We start from the raw sequence: 20,181 nt of genomic DNA on the forward strand, positions 1-20,181 counted from the left end.
GTCTTAATGTTCCGCCTCAGTTCTGCACATCGTTGTTCCAGTCTTTTTTTTTATCGCTACCGAACTCCGTCCGTCAGCTCCCGTTTCGTTTGGGACTGCAAAGGTAGGAAACTTTTTCTTTTCCGCAAATAAAAAATAAAATTATTTTTTACTGCCTTTCTCCACCTCATCTCCCCCATTTCCCTCTTCCTTCAAACCTCCCAACTTCCTTCCGAAGCGGAGTGCAAAGGTAGCAAAACTTTTGTCAACCGCAAGAAAAAAATCAAATTATTAAAACTTTTTCCCTTTGGCACTGTTTGCCGCTCTTCATCACCCACACATCTTCCTTCCGCACATCCCTCTTCCTCCGAAGCGGAGTGCAAAGGTAGCAAAATTCAGGTCGCCCGCAATGCCCGAACGGGTGTTTTTTGAACCACGGCACACAACCACCTGGGATACAGCCATAAAAATTGAAAAAACAAATGAACAATATGAAAAGAAAAGTGTTTATATGCTCAATTCAACCACAAACTTGGACTGATGCAAATAAAAACGAAGTATTTTGCAGGGGTTGGCGTAAAATAAACCCGATGAAAACGAAAAGCCCGCATCCCGATTTCAAGAGGGAGCGGACTTGTAGTGGACAGCGGGGCTATACTATAATATGTGTGATGCTACTGCTTTTCTATATTCAATATTGTCCGGTTGCTAAAAGTACCAATGTACATGCTTCCGTATAGGCGATATCATTTGCATCCAATACCCTTTGCAATTCTCTATTTTCGGTACCTGGATTAAAAATAACACGTTTAGGATTGGTTGCTACTATATAATCAAAATACTGAGGCTGAGTTGCCGGCCCTATATATAAAGTAATGGTATCAATATCCGGATGAATGTTTTCAGGTTTTTCGATAGCTGCTCCGGCCACCTCACCGGTTTTAACTCCTACATTTACGATTTGATGACCACGACCGGTAAGCATATGGGCTGCTTTATAGGAATACCTGCTAGGATCAGGACTTGCGCCGATGATGAGTGTTTTTTTCATATTGATATTGTGATTAGGCATACTATAAGTTAAACGATTTTATGCAACTAATGTTTATGCTGATTTAGAATTGCATTGGCACAATTGATGCCATCGATAGCTGCAGAGACGATTCCGCCTGCATAGCCAGCCCCCTCGGCACAAGGATACAATCCTTTTATTTGTGGGTGCTGAAAGGTTTCTTTATCACGTGGTATGCGTACTGGCGATGAAGTTCGACTTTCTACTCCAACTAAAATTGAATCATTAGTATAGTATCCCTTCATTTTTTTGCCAAACAAAGGAAGTGCGCCTTTTAGACTTTGCGAAACAAAATCCGGAAGAATATTATCTAACATTACACTTTTGGTACCTGGCAGATAGGAATTTTTAGGCAAATCGATGGATAGTCGGTTCTCTACAAAATCAACCATGCGTTGTGCCGGAGCAACCAAATTGCCACCGCCTGCTTCAAATGCCTTTTGTTCAATTGCAGACTGAAAATTTAACATCCGCAAAGGATCATAACCCTGTACATCGTCGAGTGTGATTTGCACTACCGTACCCGAATTAGCGAAAGGGTTGTTGCGCTTTGAAGGAGACCAACCGTTGACTACTATTTCATTTAAATCTGTTGCGCAGGGTGCTATGATACCTCCTGGGCACATACAAAAAGAAAATACACCCCTACTTTTCACCTGCTCAACTAAACTATAATAAGCAGGTGGCAGGTACTCACTACGGATATCGCAATGATACTGTGCTTGATCAATCACATTTTGAGGATGCTCTATACGAACTCCCAAGGCAAAAGGCTTTGCTTCGATAAGGATATTTTTGCTGTGCAATAACTCATAGATATCTCTAGCCGAATGCCCTGTGGCTAAAATAACAGCATCGGCGTTGATTTCCTGCTCGTGATTAACGCTGATGCCTTTTACTTTTCCATTTTCAATAACGAGATCCGTTAACTTGGCATCAAAAAATACTTCTCCACCATTTTCTAATATGGTTTGGCGGATAGCAGTGATGATATGCGGTAGTTTATTTGTACCAATGTGCGGACGAGCATCCACCATGATATCAGGATGTGCGCCATGATCGACAAATATTTGTAATACCTTATTGATATCGCCACGTTTGTTAGAACGCGTATACAACTTCCCATCAGAGTAAGTACCGGCCCCACCCTCGCCATAGCAGTAGTTTGATTCGGTATTTACTAAACCTTGTTTATTAATAGCAGCCAAATCTCTACGACGTTGCTTAACATCTTTACCACGCTCCACCACAATAGGCTTTAACCCGATTTCAATACATTGCAATGCCGCAAACAAACCGGCTGGCCCTGCCCCTACTATGATGACTTTTTTATCGTCGCTAACCTTATTGTATGTTAAATTTTGTTTTAAAGGTGTATAGGCTTCATCAATATATGCCCGAATTTGCATACGATAGACTACTTTTCTAGAGCGGGCATCTATAGATCTCTTTAAAATATTGAAGTGATTGATGCGGCTTTGATGAATGTTTAGCGAATTAGCAAGGCTATCTAGAATGGCCTGGTGGTTATCAACGTTGTATGGCGCAACAGTTATTTCGATGTCTTTTTGCATGTGATTAGTCAAGTTTTTATCTTGAACGATACAAAATTAGTAATTTCAATTTAGTGTTGAATGATTTGATACATTATATATAAGGTATGGCACTTTGTCAGTTTTTTGTATGTTTAAGTAACAAGGTATGAATATTGCTATCTAACCAACAAAATAAAAACCTAATAAAGAATTAACATGAAAAAAGTTTTAATTGGCATTGTTGCAGTTTTAGCGATAATAGCTTTGTTTAGCGGCTGTGGATATAATAGTTTAGTAAAACTAGATGAAGATGTTAAAACAAAATGGGGCGCTGTTGAAGCTCAATATCAAAGAAGAGCTGATTTGATCCCTAATTTGGTGAATACCGTTAAAGGTGCTGCTAAGTTTGAACAATCAACATTAACTGCTGTTATCGAAGCCCGCAGCAAAGCGAGCCAAATTACGGTTGATCCTAACAAGCTTACAGAAGAAAACATTCAAAAGTACCAGGCTGCTCAAGGTCAAATTACACAAGCATTGGGAAGATTGATGGTACTTACGGAAAATTATCCACAGTTGAAGGCTACTGATCAGTTTAGAGACCTGTCGGCTCAGCTAGAAGGAACTGAGAACAGAATTACCGTTGCCAGAACAGACTATAACGCTGCTGTACAAAGCTATAACACTAAAGTTAGGTCGTTTCCGAACAACATCACTGCCGGAATGTTTGGCTTTAGTCAGAAAGCAGCATTTAAAGCTGACGCTGGTGCGCAAAATGCTCCTAAAGTAGAATTTTAGTTATAAAAGGATATTATTTAAGGGTAATGTATAACTTACACAACGTTGAAGTTTACGTTACCCTTTAATTTTAATTTGAGTTGTCATGTCTATTTTTAGTACTAAAGAACAAGAGCAAATTGCACAAGCAATAACAGATGCTGAAAAAGCGACTTCTGGAGAAATTCGTATTGCTGTAGAAAAACACTGTAAGGGCGACGCCTACGAAAGAGCAACTGGTTATTTTTATGAATTGGGGATGGACAAAACATCCCTACATAACGGAGTTTTAATTTATTTGGCTACGGAAGATCATAAATTTGCCATTATTGGCGACAAAGGAATCAACAATTTGGTGCCATCAGATTTTTGGGAGACAACCAAAACGGCCATGAAGGCGCACTTTATGTCTGGAAACTTATGCGATGGAATTATAGCTGGCATTGCACTAGCAGCCGAAAAACTCTCTATATTTTTCCCAAATAAGAACGACGATGTGAATGAATTGCCAAACGACATCGTTTTTCTTGATCCACAGCAATAATTAGTTATATCTTTCGAGATGTAACCTTACCTACAAATTCCTACAATGAAAAGGTTATTGATTTTACTACATATTTTATTTTTCACTTTTAACGGTTTTGCACAAGATTTCCCTGCTAAGCCAAACCGTTTAGTTAGTGATTATACCAACACTTTATCAGCTACGCAGGTAGCAAGTTTAGAAAGCAAATTGGTTGCCTTTGATGATTCCACATCTAACCAAATTGCTGTGGTTATTATTAAATCGGTTGGCGATTATGACATTAACGAATATGCCTATAAATTAGGGAGAGCTTGGGGCGTTGGCGGTAAGGAGAAAAATAATGGTGTTGTTTTGTTGGTTGCACTTGGTGACCGCAAACTTTCTATACAAACTGGCTACGGTTTAGAAGGAGCATTACCTGATGTGTATACAAAACGCATTATTGAAGATGATATTAAGCCTTACTTTAAGGAAGGGAATTACTACGAAGGCATTAATACTGGAGTTGATTCCATTATCAAATTAACCAAAGGAGAGTATAAAAACGACAAACCTAAAAAGAGAAAAGGACCGGGCGGCGCTGGGTCGGGTTTGATTATACTCATTATTGTGATCATCATCATTATTATATTGAGAAAAGGTGGTAGAGGCGGTGGCGGCCAGGTTATTGGTGGCAGAGGCGTTTCGGATGCCATTTTTTGGGGATTACTTTTTGGCAGTGGACGTAACTCTGGCGGCGGAGGTTTTGGCGGTGGCTTTGGCGGCGGCAGCAGCGGCGGTGGTTTTGGCGGTTTTGGTGGTGGAAGCTTTGGCGGCGGCGGAAGTAGCGGAAGTTGGTAACTAGTGGTTAGTGGTTAGTGGTTAGTGGTTAGTGGTTAGTGGTTAGTGGTGGGATTGCCGCTAGGATTGAAAGTTTAATATCCAAAAAAATTGTGTTGCTATGTATAGGAAAGATTTGATTACTGCAGAAATAGAACGTTTAGCTCAGGTACTAGCGAGAATAATGGGCTTAAAACTTGATGGTGATTTTGCCAACGCTAACTCGTTATTCAACGAAACAATGGCGCAGTCGTTCCTATTGCCGCACACTATTTTAGACGATAGAAACCTAGATGCTTTTAAAATTTGGCTTAGCGAAAGCAATTTATCAGCTGAAAAACTTGATTCCTTAAGTGAGTTTTTGTTTTATGAATTAGGAATGAGTGCTGAACGCAACCAAATCATAGCGCCTAAGCTTAATCTTATTTATCAGGTACTGGCCGAACAACATAAAATTGTACACCTGGTTAATTTCCATCGACAAGAAATTATACAACAGTACCTTTAATATACAACATTAGGCCGAAATAAGATTTCCAAAGAGTAGCCGAGCTATTTTTAATTTTTACTTTTGCCTTTTGAATTGATACGCATGGAAATAAAAAAATGGCAAAAACTTGCCTCCAGATATTTAGTTAAAGAAAAGTGGGCAACCTTAAGGGTGGATACTTGTGAGCTACAGAACGGTGCTATTAAGGATGATTATTATGTGCTAGAATATCCCAACTGGGTTAACGCTATTGCACTAACCGCTGAAAATCAAATTATCATGGTTCGTCAATATCGATTTGCAGGTGATATTATTTCTCTTGAAATTCCCGGCGGCGTTATTGATGATGGCGAAGCGCCGGAAGTAGCCGTAAAAAGAGAGTTGCTAGAAGAAACTGGCTATACTTTTGACACTTGCGAACTGGTTGCGACACTTTATCCTAATCCTGCTACGGCCAACAATCAAACTTTTACCTACTTATTAACTGGGGGTATAAAAACTCACGAACAACATTTGGATGAGCATGAAATTTTGAATGTGGAACTGTACACGATTGAGGAGGTGAAAAACTTGCTAAAAGAAAATAAGATAGACCAAGCATTACATGTAGCTGGCTTATTTTACGGATTGAATAAACTACAGGACAACCAATCAAACCATGGGCAATAACACCATCATTTTTACCGGCACTACGTTTGGCATCTTAGCAATTATATTAGGAGCGTTTGGAGCTCACGCGTTGAAGAAGGTACTGTCCACAGAAAAACTTGCCTCTTTCGAAGTGGGCGTACGTTATCAAATGTACAATGCTTTATTTTTATTGTTACTGGGATTTAATACTAATACGACAATCAGTAACATTAAATGGGCTTTTTATTTGGTAACTGCTGGTACAATATTATTTTCTTTCAGCATTTATCTTTTAGCATTGGCTGAGCCACTAAAAAAGAACTTCAGATTTTTAGGGCCAGTTACGCCACTTGGAGGATTGTTAATAATTTTAGGCTGGGGCAGCTTACTGGCTACATTACTTTAACTCAATAATTAAATTAAAGTGCAGCTTTTACCAAATAAGGGAGAATTTCTTTTTGGAAAGCGACAAAATTCTTTCGTACATCGGCATCACTTACTGAAGTAAAAGCGAATGAAAAAACAATGCTTTTACTAGCTTTTAATAAAAAGGCCAAGCCTCCCCTACGAGCAGGGTTATTTTTAAAATGATCCAGTTCCAGATAAGCGGACAGCAGTAGGGCCTCTAGTTGGTCGGAAAGGTGCTTTAGAAATTCTTGTGAGTTGGCATTTTCACGTACAAAATCCCATCCAATAAACTCATTACATACAGTAAACGAAAGCCTGCAAGTTTTCATCACCAATGCTTTTAAGTGCTCTTCTTCATCTGCAAACTGTGCCTTATTGGATAATATTCCATGTAAATTCACGTCCAAATAATCCATCAAAATAAAATCAAGAATTTGCTCCTTGCTTTCGAAATATTTATAGATGGTAGCTTTTGCAATACGAGCCTTTTTGGCGATTTCGTTTACACTAGTTTTATGATAACCGTATTTCCTAAATAATTCCTTCGCGGCTCTTAGGATGCTATTTTTTATTTTCTCTGGTTCCATTAATTTTTTACGTAAAGCGTATTGCCAGCAACGTATGCGTTATAGCGTTTTAATGATGTTTTGGCAGGTGCTTTTACGGGACTGCCATCATAAAGTGAATATTTTGCGCCAGATACAGGGTCAGTTGCCGTTAAAGCGGGATCATCCAATACTATGGCATTTTTTTGTTCGGGGTTAACCGTGCTGCACCTGTCGTAAGCCACATATTGGTTATCCGCCCTGCGGTAAATAATAATGCCAGCTACGCCATAGTTGTTAAAACTCACGGCGCCACCTGGCGTACTTAACCTGCTGATATTTGGATCGGTAAGTGGCGCACTAAAGTTAACTGGAAAATCGGGCACAAAGTTCTCTTGCTTCCCACATGCAGTGAAAAGCAGAAATAACGACAATATGCCCGCAATCCTTTTCATAATTTTATATTGTAGCAGATTGATACTGTTTCAAGAAACGGACATCATTTTCAGAGAATAAACGCAAATCTTTAATTTCAAATTTCAAATTAGCGATACGTTCAATGCCCATACCAAATGCGAAGCCGCTATATTTTTTACTATCAATACCACAGTTTTCCAAAACGTTAGGATCAACCATACCGCAGCCTAAAATCTCTACCCAGCCACTACCTTTACACATTTGGCAGCCAGCACCTTTGCATATACTGCAAGAGATATCCATTTCGGCACTTGGCTCAGTAAAAGGGAAATAAGATGGGCGGAAACGCACTTTAGTTCCTTCGCCGTATAATTCCTGAACAAAGTAGAATAAAGTTTGCTTCAAATCGGCAAAAGAAACCTTTTCATCCACATATAAGCCTTCCACCTGATGGAAAAAGCAATGTGCCCTAGCAGAAATTGCCTCGTTACGATAAACACGACCCGGCATTAAAGCCCTGAACGGAGGCTGACCAGCTTCCATCATACGTACCTGCACCGAAGAGGTATGCGTACGCAAAGCGACATCGCCCTTTTCACCACCTTTTTTAATAAAGAAAGTATCCTGCATATCACGAGCTGGGTGTTCTTCAGGGAAATTCAAAGCAGAGAAATTGTGCCAATCATCTTCAATTTCTGGTCCTTCAGCTACGCTAAAACCCAATTTATTGAAAATTTCGATAATTTCTCTACGTACAATCGCTAAAGGATGGCGTGTACCAATTTCAAAACCCTCACCAGGAAGAGTCAAATCTAAATCGCTACCCTCTGTTGCCCCATGAGCATCAGCAATGGTTTCATTTAAAGTTTGATATTTTGCCTCAGCAAGCTGCTTAAATTGATTCAGCACTTTTCCTAAAGTTCTTTTTTCTTCAGGAGAAACCGCTTTAAATTCATCAAAAATATCTTTGATGATACCTTTTGTTCCTAAAAAACGAATCCTGAATTGCTCTAGCTCAGCAGCATTATTGGTATCAAACGCATTGATCTCTTCTGTGTATTGCGTTATTTGGTCTTGTAACATGCGCCAAATATACATGTTTTTATCTCACTTTTTTGTCAGACCGAGTTCAAAAACTTAGGTAATAGCATAATAAATGGATAAAATGAACCGAAATACAGTTTTGGTTGCAACCGTTGCTCAATTAATAGCTGCTGCCTAAGAACGTCAATAGTTCAATAAACATCAATTGAACGCTTCCTGCCGTAGTAAAGCTGTGGTCAGCACCTGGAATTTGAACAAATTTATTGGAAATCCCGAGTTGATTCAATCGGTTGGTGAAGGCATCAAAAGTAGCTCTATTTTGTTTTGGGAATGCACCTACTACGTTATTCTCAGGAAATATGGTTAACGTATTTATTTTTTTACCGGCATTTGCCACGTAAAGTGGGCTTATAGCTTTATAATATTGCTCGTTTGTGGGAGATACTTCAAAGCCGGTGTATCTATAACCGAATTCCAAAATTGGTGGCGGCAATAAATTATAGTTAGGTAAATCAGTAAAAGTTTGGTCTAGGGCGCCAGCTAAATTAGCTACTGCTTTAACTTTACCAGTATTTTTATCACCATAGCTGTATAGCAAGGCCAAAGTTGCGCCTGCGCTATGCCCTACCACAGCAATCTTTGAATTACTTACTTGCCAATCTTCAGCTTTTGAAATCACAAAATCAACAGCAGCAGATACATCAATTACTTGGTCCTGTATCAATATGCTACTTTTTTTATGAGTTATTGGATTAGTTTCCAAGCCACTTCCATCTACTAAGCGGTAGTTAATGTTTAACACTGCAAAGTTTTTCTTATACAGCTCCTCTACTAAAGCCGTATAATCTGATTTATCGCCACCAATAAAACTTCCGCCATGTATAAAAACAACTACTTTTGTATCAGCATTTCTTTTAGCGGGCAAATAAACATCCATTTTTTGCAAGCTATTACTCCCATAACTTACATTTAGGAAAGTTTCCGCCTGCAAATTGGAATTACTAACGGACTTTTTACAAGCGGCAGTTGTCAACAACAAAAAAAATAGACTCACCAATTTCATATTCATCATCTTAATTGCCACTTGATATAACTTATTAACGTTTGATATCTTATTTAATTACACCTAAGTCTCTACCAACTTTAGTGAATGCCGCAATAGCTTTATCCAAATGGTGTTGCTCATGCGCAGCCGAAAGTTGTACCCTAATACGTGCCTTACCTTGTGGTACTACTGGATAGAAAAATCCAATTACGTAAATGCCTTCTTCCAACATTTTAGCCGCAAACTCTTGAGCTACCTTAGCATCATACAACATTACCGGAACTATCGGGTGAAAACCTGGCTTAATGTCAAATCCAGCTTCAGTCATTTTTTCGCGGAAATACTTGGTGTTGTATTCCAATTTATCCCTTAAAGTTGTGGTTTCGCTCAGCATATCCAACACAGCCACAGAAGCTCCTGCTATTGAAGGTGCTAGGGTGTTAGAAAAAAGGTACGGACGAGAACGCTGGCGTAGCATATCAACAATTTCTTTACGGCCAGAGGTAAATCCACCTGATGCGCCACCAAGAGCCTTACCCAAAGTGCCGGTAATGATATCAATACGACCCATTACGTTAAAATGTTCATGTGTACCGCGTCCAGTTTTTCCAATAAAACCTGAACAGTGAGATTCATCAATCATCACCAAAGCCTCGTACTTATCTGCCAAGTCGCAAATTTTATCCAAAGGTGCTACCGAGCCATCCATAGAAAACGCACCATCGGTAACAATCATTCGGTGTCTGCAATCCTTTGCTGCAATTAATTGCTTCTCCAAATCTTCCATATCGCAGTTTTTGTAGCGGAAACGCTGCGCTTTACACAAGCGGACGCCATCAATGATAGAAGCATGGTTAAGTTCATCGGAAATAATAGCATCCTCAGGACCAAGCAAAGGTTCAAAAACCCCGCCATTAGCATCAAATGCCGCTGCATATAAAATAGTATCTTCAGTTCCTAAAAACTGTGAAATCTTTGCTTCCAATTCCTTATGAATGTCTTGCGTACCACAGATGAATCGTACCGAAGACATGCCATAACCATAATGATCTATCGCTTTTTTAGCAGCCTCAATCACTTTTGGATGCGATGATAAGCCTAAGTAATTGTTAGCGCAAAAGTTAATTACTTCATCGCCTGTGCTTACTTTTATATCAGCTCCCTGTGGTGTAGTGATAATTCTTTCGCGTTTATATAGGCCCGCTTGTTCAATCTCTGCAAGTTCCTTTTGTAAAACTGGTTGTAAGGTTTTATACATGGTTTAATCGTTTTTTGATTAAAAAAATCTTCACAAAGATAGTATTTTGGTGCTTAACAAACTTTAACATACAAAATATGTTTATGTTATCAATTACAGCTATATTTAAGCCTATGAAGAATATATACCTCTTGTTAATAAGCACTCTCAGTCTTATTAATGTTGCTTTTGCGCAACAATTTGAAGTCAAAGGAAAAATTACAGACGCCGACGGCAATAGCATCCCATTTGTATCAGTTTTTATCAAAGGAACAACCAAAGGCGTTTCGGCAAATACGGATGGACAATATGTAATTAATGTAGATAGAGGCGTGGTAACCCTATCATTTACGGCCGTGGGCTACAAAACCGCCTACCAAACTATCGATGTGTTTAACAACATCACCCTTAACAAAAGCCTTGATACTGAGCATTACACCTTAAACAGTGTAGTGATAAAGGCAAATGGCGAAGATCCGGCATATAAAATTGTAAGGAACGCCATTAAAAATAGAAAAGCCTATTTAGAAGAAATATTTGCCTATAGCAGCGATGTATATATTAAAGGTATGCAGAAACTGGTGGGTGCGCCTAAAAAGTTCTTTGGTAGAGATATCCAAAAGACGCTCAATTTAGACACCAACAGAAACGGCATTTTGTACTTATCAGAATCTCAATCCAAGTTCTCGTACATGAAACCCGATAGGATTAAAGAAGAAATGATTTCGTCTAAAATCTCCGGAAGTAACAATGCTTTCAGTTTCAACAAAGCATCAGATATGAGAATTAACTTTTATGAAAACTTATTACTTGCTAATACCGGCCTAAGCGCCCGTAGCTTTGTATCGCCAATTGCTGATAATGCACTTTTTTATTACAAGTACAAGCTACTAGGTACCAGTGAAGAAAATGGTTTGACAATTAATAAGATAGAGGTTACGCCAAAACGGAAAAATGACCCTGTATTTAGAGGGGTAATTTACATAGCAGATGCGACTTGGCGCTTAATGGGAACCGACCTGAATTTGACCAAAGATGCTGGCGTAAACTTGATTGATACCTTAAACATTGCTCAACACTTCATTAAGGTTGACAAATACTTTATGCCGGGCAACTTGAAATTTGAATTTAACGGAAATGTGTTTGGCTTCAAATTCAAGGGTTACTTCATCAGTTTCTACAGCAATTATAACATCAATCCTAAATTTGAAAAGGGTTATTTCACGCCTGAAATTTTAAAAATCACCAAACAAGTTAACAAAAAAGACTCAACTTATTGGGCGAACAACAGACCTATACCACTCACCGAAGAGGAACGCAAAGACTACATCAAAAAAGACAGCATCGCTTTGCGCAAACAAAGTAAAGCATACCTTGACTCTTTGGAGAAAGCGAACAACAACTTTACGGTTGGCAAAATTATCATGACCAGCTACTCCATCAACGACAGGTACAATAAGCGTAGCTATACCTTTGACCCTTTAATTAAATCAGTTTTTTACAACACCGTAGAGGGTTTGGCCATCAAATATGGTGTAACTTACAGGAAACGGTATGAAAACAATAGGTTTTTAACAATTAGACCCGAAGCTCGTTATGGATTTAAGAACGAAATTTTTACGGCCAATTTGAGCACTTACTTTTATTACGATGCCATTAAAAGAGCTGGTGTTGGTTTCAACTTTGGAAATGAAATAGCCGATTTGAATAACTACGGCACCATGACCTTGCTATCCAACACGATTAACAGTTTGCTGTTTGAAAGAAACTTCCCCAAATTTTACAAAAGAGATTTCATCAATGTAAATACACAAAGAGAGCTTGCTAACGGACTACAAGCAACCTTAGCAGTTGATTACTCGAGAAACCAAGCGTTAACCAACAGTACACTTTATAAATTTAAGGATTTCGAAGACAGGGAATTTACCTCTAACAATCCTTTGAGTCCGCTGGACGATTCGCCATTTTTTCCAACTTACCAAACCGCTACGGTTACAGCCGGATTAACCTACACGTTTGGGCAGAAATACATCACTCGCCCCGATTCGAAAATATATACAGAATCCAAGTATCCCCGCTTGAGCTTAAGGTACAAAAAAGCAATTAACGGCATTTTTGGTTCAGACAGCGACTATGATTTAGTAACATTTGAAGCTTACCAAGAGCGAATTGGACTAGGTTTATTTGGATACACCTCATTTGTATTGGGAGCAGGTAAATTCTTAAACAACAATAAAGTTTACTACCCAGAATTTAAGCACTTTAGAGGTAACAATGCTAAATTTTTCCCTCCTAATCTGCGTAAGTTTAGGTTCCTTGATTTTTACCAGTACAGCACCAATCAACATTATTTAGAAGGGCATTTAGAACATAACTTTTCAGGCTTCATCCTTAATAAAATTCCATTGTTAAGAAAATTAAAACTGGAAGAAATTGTGGGGCTTAGTTATTTAACGCAACCAGAAAAGAAAAACTACACAGAATATTACTTCGGTATTCAGCGTTTACTTTTCGGTATCAGCTATGGTGTTGCTTATGATAACGGTAAAAAAGTTAATCAAGGATTTAGATTTGCCTACGATTTTTAGTCGATAGTTTAAGAAAAACATGCAGCACTTATTTGAGTACTAGATTTTATAAAAGGTTTTCGTTATTTTGAACGACGACAAAGATTCCCTTTTTTGATGAGCTACTGTTTCCGCTGCTGTTTACTTTTGCTATTTTGCCTAAAAGCAGGCACTGCTTTGGCACAACAGTACACGCTATCGGGGAAAATTACGGAAGCAAAAGGAACTGCAATCCCATTTTCTTCGGTTTATGTGCATACTACTACGCAAGGTACTTCATCCAATATTGATGGCCAGTATAAACTCAGTTTACCGAAAGGCCAAATTGAGCTATTGTTTAGTGCCGTTGGCTACGAAGACCGTAAAATTACACTAACGATAGCCGAAAATACGACACTTGACGTGGTGCTGGCACCTAAAATTTTCACGCTTAATGATGTGGTAATCAAGTCATCAAATGAAAACCGAGCCGAAGAAATTATTAAAAAAGTTATTACGAAGCGTAGCGTATTGCTCAATGAAGTCCAAGCTTTTTCGGCAGAAGTTTATACCAAAGCCATGCAAAAACTACATAAAGCACCTAAACGCTTTTTTGGTAGAGATGTAGCTACAATTTTAGAACTAGATAGTAACAGAAAAGGCATCATTTATCTTTCTGAAACAGAATCGAAGCTTGATTTTAAGCAATTTCACAAAATCAAAGAAGTGATGATTTCTTCTAAAATTGCAGGTGATGATAAGGGCTTCAGCTTTAACAAAGCTTCCGATTTGATGGTAAACTTCTACGAAAACATCCTATTTGAAGACAAACTTTGCGTTAGAGGTTTTGTATCGCCGGTGGCTGATAATGCCTTATCTTACTATGAATATAAACTGTTGGGAACCAATGAAGAAAATGGACAAATCATTAGTAAGATACAGGTTATTCCTAAACGGGCACACTCCCCTACCTTCAATGGAACTATATATGTAGTGAATGATAGTTGGAGAATCAGCGCTGTCAATCTTTCCATCACCAAAAAAAACGGAATGGAATTGATTGATACTTTAAACGTAAAGCAACAACTAGTTCAAGTAGGCAACGTTTTTGTGCCGCAATCTATACAGTTCAGCATTGCGGGGAAACTATTAGGCTTTCAGTTTTCTGGCTACGTTTTGGGGGTATTCAAAAATTACGATATCAAACCTACCTTCAACAAGAATTTTTTCACAAAGGAGATTCTGAAAGTAGAAAAAACATCTAACAGAAAAGATCCCCTGTATTGGGAAAAACATCGTTCGGTACCGTTAACGGAAGAAGAATTTGAGAACTACCTGAAAAAAGACAGTGTAAGTAAATTGAAAGCCTCACAAAGCTATCTGGATTCTGTTGATCAGGTGAAAAATAGGTTTAATGCCCGACAGATTTTAGTTACACCTTACATTTATTACCGTAGCTACAATAAAAAAAGTATCACTTTTGATCCGATAGCTACTTCTGTTTTTTTCAACACTGTTGAAGGACTGGCTTTAAAATATGCAGCAACCTGGCGACAAGGCTTTGATGATGGTAGGTACTACAGCATAAAGCCCGAATTGCGCTATGGCTTTGCTAACGATCACTTTAATCCAAACATTAAGGCTAAATACCTTTATGATCCCATCAAAAATGCAACTATTGCAATTGGATTTGGTTCGGAAGTGGCCAATTTAAACTCTCAGGAACAAACCAATTTACTCCAAAATACCATTAATACATTGGTATTTGGGAAAAACGTAGCCAAATTTTACGAACGTAGGTTTTTTAACGTAGAAGCTTCAAGAGAATTTGCGCCAAGCTTTGAACTGAAATTAACGGCTGAATACGCCAACCGAAGTGCTTTAACAAATAGTAATTTCACCAACTTTGGAAAAAACTCCGAATTCACTTCAAACAATCCGTTTCAACCAAACAATGAAAATAGCCTGCTTTTCCCAAAGCATAAAGCATTTATTGTGAGCGGCACATTAGCTTATACAGTTGCGCAAAAATACATTACCCGCCCCGACGGTCGTTTTTATATGGAAAGCAATTACCCAAGGATAGAGTTTAATTATAAACGTGGCATTAAGGGTGTTTTCGGTTCGGAAGTTGATTACGACTTTATTTCGGTAGAGCTTTATCAAAAAAAACTGCAACTTGGCATGTTGGGAAAGTCATCTTTACTGATAGGTGCCGGTAAATTTTTAACTACAGAAAGTTTGAACTACCCGGACTGGAAGCACTTTAGAGCAAATCAAAGTATCGTATTTAACCCTGATGAGCGCTATTTTCAATTTTTGGATTTCTATATCTTTAATACTACAAAACAATATTTTGAAGCACATTTTCAGCATAATTTTGGTTCATTTTTTTTAAACAGAATCCCCTTGTTAAGAAAATTGAAATTAGAGGAGATTATCGGTACAGCCTATCTGTCATCTCCAGAAAAAAGAAATTATACAGAATTTTATTTCGGCATCAAGCGTTTGAATTTTAGGATTCACTATGGCTACGCGTACGACAGGGATGAACGAATTAAAAAGGGCTTCAAGTTCTCGTATGGCTTTAATTTGTAAACCTGATTTCGATTATCTATTTGATTTACAAACTTGCCGAAGGCTACTTTGTTAAGGAATGTTTCGAGAAGCGAAACATGAAAAGTGTAGGTTAATCAACAGAAATTAAAAAGTTTCGTAAATATCTGATGTAAATCAGCTTTGCTAAACCATAATTAAGCTTTATCTTTGCAGCGTTAAACGCCGTTTGCAGCGGTATCAATCATTATGAAATACAATACCTTACTTTATTACTGCTATTCTCCAATAGCAGATGCAGAACAATTTGCTGCAGATCACCTAGCTTTTTGTAAATCTTTAGGTTTAGTTGGCCGTATTATCGTTGCAGACGAAGGTTTGAATGGAACCGTTTCGGGTACTGTTGAAGCCTGCGAAGCATACATGAATCACATACATGCAGATGAACGTTTCGCCAAAACTGAATTTAAGATAGACGAAGTAGAAGAACCTTCTTTTATTAAGATGCACTGCCGCTACAAAGCTGAAATTGTGCACTCTGGTTTGAGAGATAAAACAATCATCGACCCAAATAAACGTACAGGAAAACATTTAGAGCCAAAGGAATTTAGCGAAATGATAGACCGGGATGATGTGGTGATTTTAGATGTGCGCTCCAACTACGAACATAACTTGGGCAAATTTAAAAATGCAGTTACACTGGATATAGATAATTTCAGAGATTTTCCTGAGCAAATAGAAGCGTTAGCACAGTATAAAGACAAGAAAGTGCTAACCTATTGCACTGGCGGCATCAAGTGCGAAAAAGCTTCGGCCTTACTTTTACACCATGGCTTTAATGATGTATACCAACTACATGGTGGCATTATCAAATATGGTAAAGAAGCTGGCGGGAAAGATTTTGAAGGCAAATGCTACGTTTTTGATAACAGGATTGCGGTAGATGTTAACTCCGTAAACCCAACGGTGGTGAGCAAATGCTTAAATTGTGGCACAGTAACACCAAAAATGATCAATTGTGCTAACCCAGAATGTAATGAGCATTTCACCCAGTGTGATGCCTGCGGAGAGCTATTACAAGGTTGTTGCTCTACTACTTGCATGGAACATCCTCGCAAAAGACCTTACGATGGTACAGGTTATTACGTAAAGGTACCACAGCAAGTTGCCGCAAAGTAATCTCGTAATTAGCTCTAAAAACGGTATTGGTACTTATAAATCCTGCTTAAAGTTTAACCTATTTATGGTTTCTATTTATAAAGATAGAGACCAATAATTTGCATAATTTCAGCGGCAAAACGCCTCGAGAAAGCTAGCTCTGGCTATAAACATGAGTTCGATTATTATTATTATTTGATTTACCATAATATACCATATTTTCTAGCTAACTGACTCTGATACCGAACATTCAGGATCAGTATCAGCTTTGAAAGCTAATTAGCAATGAATTAATAATCGAACTCGGGCTGTAATGCTTTGCCGCAGTTTAATATTGCCTAGCAATTCCAATTATTTTTCTAATTTGCAATAGTGTCAATAAGTAGGTTTTCATGAGGAGAAACATCAAATATTTATTTTTGCTCTTTTCGCTAACGCTGTTATCCGCAATTTACGCGACAGCAAGTGATATCCCTCGTATTGGAGTACCATATATACAAAACTTCGGCAAGGCGCTTTACGCCGCAGGCAACCAGAATTGGTCCATCGCAAAAAACAGCAAAAGCATTATGTTCTTTGCAAATTCAGGCGGACTTTTAAGCTACAATGGCAAATATTGGCAAAAACATGAGTTGCCAAATAAACAGATTGTAAGATCAGTAGCCATTGGACATGATGGTTTGGTTTACACTGGCGGATTTGGTGAATTTGGCTATTGGGATTACGAAAATAAAGAGCTACAGTACCATTCTTTAATTAAATTAATTCCTAAGTCAGCCAAACTTAGCGGCGAAGTTTGGAAAATATATGTCATTGGAAAAACGATATATTTTCAAACCTTTTCAGAAATCTTTGTTTACCAAAACAAAAAAATCACAATAATTAAAGGTGTAAACAACTTATTATTTACCCATAAGGTTAACAATAGGTTATTTGCCGAAGTAATAGACAATGGCCTATTTGAAGTAAAAGGGAAGCAACTCGTAAAGTTATTGGGCAGCGAGATATTAGGCAAAACAGGGATACTCTCCATTTTACCTTTTAAAAATAACCAGTTGCTAATTGGCACAAGTAAAAATGGCCTTTTTTTATACGATGGTACAATTTTCACACCATTTAACAGTCAGGCAAATAATTTCCTAAAAACCTACCAACTCAATAACGGCGCCAAAGTTTTCAATAATTATTATGCTTTTGGCACCATTCTAAACGGCGTAATTATTATTGATGAAAATGGAAATATTGTTCAAAGCATCAATAAAACTAGCGGCTTACAAAACAACACGGTTTTAAGCATCTACAACGATGATGAAAGTAATTTATGGGTGGGCTTAGATAATGGTATCGATCGGATTGAGCTTAACTCGCCCCTTTCTTTCTATTTTGATAAAACAGGAAGATTTGGCACCGTTTATTCAAGCTTAATTTATCAAGACAAAATTTACCTGGGAACCAATCAGGGTTTATTTTATAGCACTTGGAATAGCAGTTGGAAAAACATCAACAACAATTTCGACTTTAAACTGATTCCTAATTCGCAAGGTCAGGTTTGGGATTTAAGTAATATTGATAACCAATTGATATGCGGCCATAACGATGGAACTTTTGCGGTTACTGGTGATAGGATTGAAAAAATATCCTCAATTAATGGCGGTTGGACACTGAAAAAACTCTCTTCTAACCCTAACGTATTAATTCAAGGAACCTATACCGGATTGTGCATCTATACAAAAAATGCTTCCGGAAAATGGGTTTTTAGTCATAGGATAAATGGTTTTGGTGAACCTTCGAGATATGTTGAGCAAGATCATAAGGGCAATATTTGGGTTAGTCACGCTTACAAGGGGCTATACCGCATTACCCTAAGCAGCGATTTTAAGCAAGCCTTAAAAGTAAAGTATTTTGACGAAACCAATGGATTACCAAATAGCTTTAACATCAATACCTTCAACCTAGAAAATAGAATAGTTTTCTCTACTGATTCGGGTTTTTACATCTACGATGACATTACCAACAAATTCAGCAAGTACAAGGAATTGAATCAAAAGTTGGGAAGTTTTAATACATCCAATAAAATTATCAAAGCAGGTACCGGAAAATATTGGTTCATCAATAGAGGCCGTATGGGGCTGAGTGATTTTATAGAATCTGGAAACATCAAGGTTGACTCGAACAGGTTCAATATTTTAGATGCCCGTATGGTGCAGTACTACGAAAACATCAGTCAAATTAGTAACAATATTTATTTGATCAGTGTTGATGACGGCTTTGCAATTTATAATGATGTACTAGCCGGATCAATGAAATTGAGTAAAAAGCTACCTCAGGTAGTTATCGGTAAAATTGAAGACATCACAGACAAATACAGTTTAATTGCTGAAAGTGGTGATGCTGAACAAAAAATAGAAATCCCTTTTTCGAGAAATAGCATAAGAATTTCATTTGCACTACCTTATTATCGCCTTGCAAAAATCAAATTTCAATACTATTTAGATGGTTACTCTAAGCAATGGTCGGATTGGAATACGGCAACACAAAAAGATTTTACCAATTTGAGTAACGGCACCTATATTTTTAAAGTGCGTGCTAAAATTGATGAAAATACTGTTAGCGCAGTAAGTGAAATAAAAGTGATCATTTTGCCGCCTTGGTATGCAAGTAATTGGGCATGGATTTGCTATCTAATTTTGGCAGTGGCCGGTTTAGTAATTGGCAAAAAGGTATATGAAAGCAAATTGCAAAGAGATCAACAAAAAATTGCACAAAAGCTACAGCAAGAAAAGGAAGAGTACCTAAAGAAAAAAGCTGAAGCAACTGAAAAGCAAATTAGCAGGTTGCAGACTGAAAAACTACAAACCGAATTAGCTGGCAAAAGCCGAGAACTGGCAAATTCGGCAATGAGCTTGGTTTACAAAAATGAGTTACTGCAGAAAATCAGTCAAGAGCTAAATAAACTTCGTGAAAATAAGGATCACAAATCTCCGGAAGACCAATTGAGAAAGATTCAAAAAATTATTGATGATGGCATGAACGATGAAAGGGACTGGAATTTATTTGAGAAAAGTTTCAATGAAGCACACGAAAGTTTCTTTAAAAAATTGAAAATTAACCATCCCGACTTAGTACCAAATGACCTTAAATTGTGTGCCTATTTACGGATGAATATGAGCAGCAAGGAGATGGCATCTCTATTAAACATCTCTGTACGTGGCGTTGAAATTAGAAGATATCGCTTACGAAAAAAATTGGCTGTGCCTCATGATAAGAATTTAACCGAGTTCTTAATCGAAATCTAACACTACATCATTACCTCTCAAACGCATTTTTTAAAGTTATTTTAAGGCGCACTATTTTTCTCTTCTGTAGTAGTGCAAACCACAACACAATATGTGTTAAA

General features: G+C 37.8%; 17 protein-coding genes. 10 read left to right on the plus strand and 7 right to left on the minus strand.

Annotated elements, in window-relative coordinates; all coding sequences use genetic code 11:
- Positions 1 to 670: 670 nt before the first annotated feature.
- Both DUT68_RS08770 and DUT68_RS08775 read right to left on the minus strand, forming a co-directional pair.
- Complete coding sequence (locus DUT68_RS08770) at positions 671 to 1,030, minus strand: CoA-binding protein (RefSeq protein WP_113638101.1); 360 nt, start codon at positions 1,028 to 1,030, stop codon at positions 671 to 673.
- A 47-nt stretch (positions 1,031 to 1,077) separates the two neighbouring features.
- On the minus strand, positions 1,078 to 2,625 hold the full coding sequence (locus DUT68_RS08775; RefSeq protein ID WP_113637623.1) for an NAD(P)/FAD-dependent oxidoreductase: 1,548 nt from the start codon (positions 2,623 to 2,625) through the stop codon (positions 1,078 to 1,080).
- A 177-nt stretch (positions 2,626 to 2,802) separates the two neighbouring features.
- On the opposite strand from DUT68_RS08775, the gene DUT68_RS08780 reads away from it, so the two are divergent.
- The 6 genes from DUT68_RS08780 (at position 2,803) to DUT68_RS08805 (ending at position 6,234) form a co-directional block, all read left to right on the plus strand.
- Positions 2,803 to 3,384, plus strand: coding sequence for a LemA family protein (locus DUT68_RS08780; RefSeq protein WP_113637625.1), 582 nt, complete (start codon positions 2,803 to 2,805; stop codon positions 3,382 to 3,384).
- An 85-nt stretch (positions 3,385 to 3,469) separates the two neighbouring features.
- Positions 3,470 to 3,907, plus strand: a complete 438-nt coding sequence (locus DUT68_RS08785; RefSeq protein ID WP_113637627.1) for a TPM domain-containing protein — start codon at positions 3,470 to 3,472, stop codon at positions 3,905 to 3,907.
- A 45-nt stretch (positions 3,908 to 3,952) separates the two neighbouring features.
- On the plus strand, positions 3,953 to 4,729 hold the full coding sequence (locus tag DUT68_RS08790) for a TPM domain-containing protein (RefSeq protein WP_113637629.1): 777 nt from the start codon (positions 3,953 to 3,955) through the stop codon (positions 4,727 to 4,729).
- Between the two features lie 100 nt (positions 4,730 to 4,829).
- Positions 4,830 to 5,216: a hypothetical protein gene (locus DUT68_RS08795; protein ID WP_113637631.1), complete on the plus strand. Its 387-nt coding sequence runs from the start codon at positions 4,830 to 4,832 to the stop codon at positions 5,214 to 5,216.
- An 84-nt stretch (positions 5,217 to 5,300) separates the two neighbouring features.
- Positions 5,301 to 5,867: an NUDIX hydrolase gene (locus DUT68_RS08800; RefSeq protein WP_198659561.1), complete on the plus strand. Its 567-nt coding sequence runs from the start codon at positions 5,301 to 5,303 to the stop codon at positions 5,865 to 5,867.
- On the plus strand, positions 5,857 to 6,234 hold the full coding sequence (locus DUT68_RS08805; RefSeq protein WP_113637633.1) for a DUF423 domain-containing protein: 378 nt from the start codon (positions 5,857 to 5,859) through the stop codon (positions 6,232 to 6,234). Before DUT68_RS08800 ends, DUT68_RS08805 begins: the two co-directional genes overlap by 11 nt.
- Positions 6,235 to 6,247: 13 nt before the next feature.
- Here DUT68_RS08805 and DUT68_RS08810 read toward each other — a convergent pair whose 3' ends face one another.
- The 5 genes from DUT68_RS08810 to kbl all read right to left on the minus strand — a co-directional run bounded on the left by DUT68_RS08810 (position 6,248) and on the right by kbl (position 10,545).
- Entirely contained in the window at positions 6,248 to 6,823 is a 576-nt protein-coding gene (locus DUT68_RS08810; protein WP_113637635.1) for a TetR/AcrR family transcriptional regulator, read from the minus strand.
- Entirely contained in the window at positions 6,823 to 7,236 is a 414-nt protein-coding gene (locus DUT68_RS08815) for a Rieske (2Fe-2S) protein (RefSeq protein WP_113637636.1), read from the minus strand. Before DUT68_RS08815 ends, DUT68_RS08810 begins: the two co-directional genes overlap by 1 nt.
- Before the next feature lie 4 nt (positions 7,237 to 7,240).
- Positions 7,241 to 8,281 carry a phenylalanine--tRNA ligase subunit alpha gene (gene pheS, locus DUT68_RS08820; RefSeq protein WP_113637638.1) on the minus strand — a complete coding sequence of 347 codons (1,041 nt, stop codon included), beginning with the start codon at positions 8,279 to 8,281 and terminating at the stop codon, positions 7,241 to 7,243.
- A gap of 121 nt (positions 8,282 to 8,402) precedes the next feature.
- Positions 8,403 to 9,314 (minus strand): alpha/beta hydrolase, encoded by a 912-nt coding sequence (locus tag DUT68_RS08825; protein ID WP_113637640.1) that lies wholly within the window; start codon positions 9,312 to 9,314, stop codon positions 8,403 to 8,405.
- A gap of 40 nt (positions 9,315 to 9,354) precedes the next feature.
- On the minus strand, positions 9,355 to 10,545 hold the full coding sequence (kbl, locus tag DUT68_RS08830; RefSeq protein ID WP_113637642.1) for a glycine C-acetyltransferase: 1,191 nt from the start codon (positions 10,543 to 10,545) through the stop codon (positions 9,355 to 9,357).
- Positions 10,546 to 10,658: 113 nt separating this feature from the next.
- Between kbl and DUT68_RS08835 the strand changes: the two genes are divergently transcribed.
- The 4 genes from DUT68_RS08835 (at position 10,659) to DUT68_RS08850 (ending at position 20,080) form a co-directional block, all read left to right on the plus strand.
- The gene (locus tag DUT68_RS08835) at positions 10,659 to 13,112 is read left to right on the plus strand and encodes a DUF5686 and carboxypeptidase regulatory-like domain-containing protein (protein ID WP_113638103.1); all 2,454 of its coding nucleotides are present in this window, start codon (positions 10,659 to 10,661) and stop codon (positions 13,110 to 13,112) included.
- A gap of 156 nt (positions 13,113 to 13,268) precedes the next feature.
- Positions 13,269 to 15,668 carry a DUF5686 and carboxypeptidase regulatory-like domain-containing protein gene (locus tag DUT68_RS08840; RefSeq protein ID WP_237088300.1) on the plus strand — a complete coding sequence of 800 codons (2,400 nt, stop codon included), beginning with the start codon at positions 13,269 to 13,271 and terminating at the stop codon, positions 15,666 to 15,668.
- Positions 15,669 to 15,872: 204 nt separating this feature from the next.
- Positions 15,873 to 16,805 carry an oxygen-dependent tRNA uridine(34) hydroxylase TrhO gene (gene trhO / locus DUT68_RS08845; protein WP_113637646.1) on the plus strand — a complete coding sequence of 311 codons (933 nt, stop codon included), beginning with the start codon at positions 15,873 to 15,875 and terminating at the stop codon, positions 16,803 to 16,805.
- A 371-nt stretch (positions 16,806 to 17,176) separates the two neighbouring features.
- Positions 17,177 to 20,080 carry a triple tyrosine motif-containing protein gene (locus tag DUT68_RS08850; RefSeq protein WP_113637648.1) on the plus strand — a complete coding sequence of 968 codons (2,904 nt, stop codon included), beginning with the start codon at positions 17,177 to 17,179 and terminating at the stop codon, positions 20,078 to 20,080.
- Positions 20,081 to 20,181 lie beyond the last annotated feature (101 nt).

This window comes from Pedobacter zeaxanthinifaciens, assembly GCF_003313335.1.
GTDB classification, from domain to species: Bacteria; Bacteroidota; Bacteroidia; order Sphingobacteriales; family Sphingobacteriaceae; genus Pedobacter; species Pedobacter zeaxanthinifaciens.

Coding starts and splice junctions, on each gene's coding strand:
- DUT68_RS08770 (WP_113638101.1), bottom strand. CDS start 1,030: ATGAAAAAAACACTCATCATCGGCGCAAGTCCTGATCCTAGCAGGTAT.
- DUT68_RS08775 (WP_113637623.1), bottom strand. CDS start 2,625: ATGCAAAAAGACATCGAAATAACTGTTGCGCCATACAACGTTGATAAC.
- DUT68_RS08780 (WP_113637625.1), top strand. CDS start 2,803: ATGAAAAAAGTTTTAATTGGCATTGTTGCAGTTTTAGCGATAATAGCT.
- DUT68_RS08785 (WP_113637627.1), top strand. CDS start 3,470: ATGTCTATTTTTAGTACTAAAGAACAAGAGCAAATTGCACAAGCAATA.
- DUT68_RS08790 (WP_113637629.1), top strand. CDS start 3,953: ATGAAAAGGTTATTGATTTTACTACATATTTTATTTTTCACTTTTAAC.
- DUT68_RS08795 (WP_113637631.1), top strand. CDS start 4,830: ATGTATAGGAAAGATTTGATTACTGCAGAAATAGAACGTTTAGCTCAG.
- DUT68_RS08800 (WP_198659561.1), top strand. CDS start 5,301: ATGGAAATAAAAAAATGGCAAAAACTTGCCTCCAGATATTTAGTTAAA.
- DUT68_RS08805 (WP_113637633.1), top strand. CDS start 5,857: ATGGGCAATAACACCATCATTTTTACCGGCACTACGTTTGGCATCTTA.
- DUT68_RS08810 (WP_113637635.1), bottom strand. CDS start 6,823: ATGGAACCAGAGAAAATAAAAAATAGCATCCTAAGAGCCGCGAAGGAA.
- DUT68_RS08815 (WP_113637636.1), bottom strand. CDS start 7,236: ATGAAAAGGATTGCGGGCATATTGTCGTTATTTCTGCTTTTCACTGCA.
- pheS (WP_113637638.1), bottom strand. CDS start 8,281: ATGTTACAAGACCAAATAACGCAATACACAGAAGAGATCAATGCGTTT.
- DUT68_RS08825 (WP_113637640.1), bottom strand. CDS start 9,314: ATGATGAATATGAAATTGGTGAGTCTATTTTTTTTGTTGTTGACAACT.
- kbl (WP_113637642.1), bottom strand. CDS start 10,545: ATGTATAAAACCTTACAACCAGTTTTACAAAAGGAACTTGCAGAGATT.
- DUT68_RS08835 (WP_113638103.1), top strand. CDS start 10,659: ATGAAGAATATATACCTCTTGTTAATAAGCACTCTCAGTCTTATTAAT.
- DUT68_RS08850 (WP_113637648.1), top strand. CDS start 17,177: ATGAGGAGAAACATCAAATATTTATTTTTGCTCTTTTCGCTAACGCTG.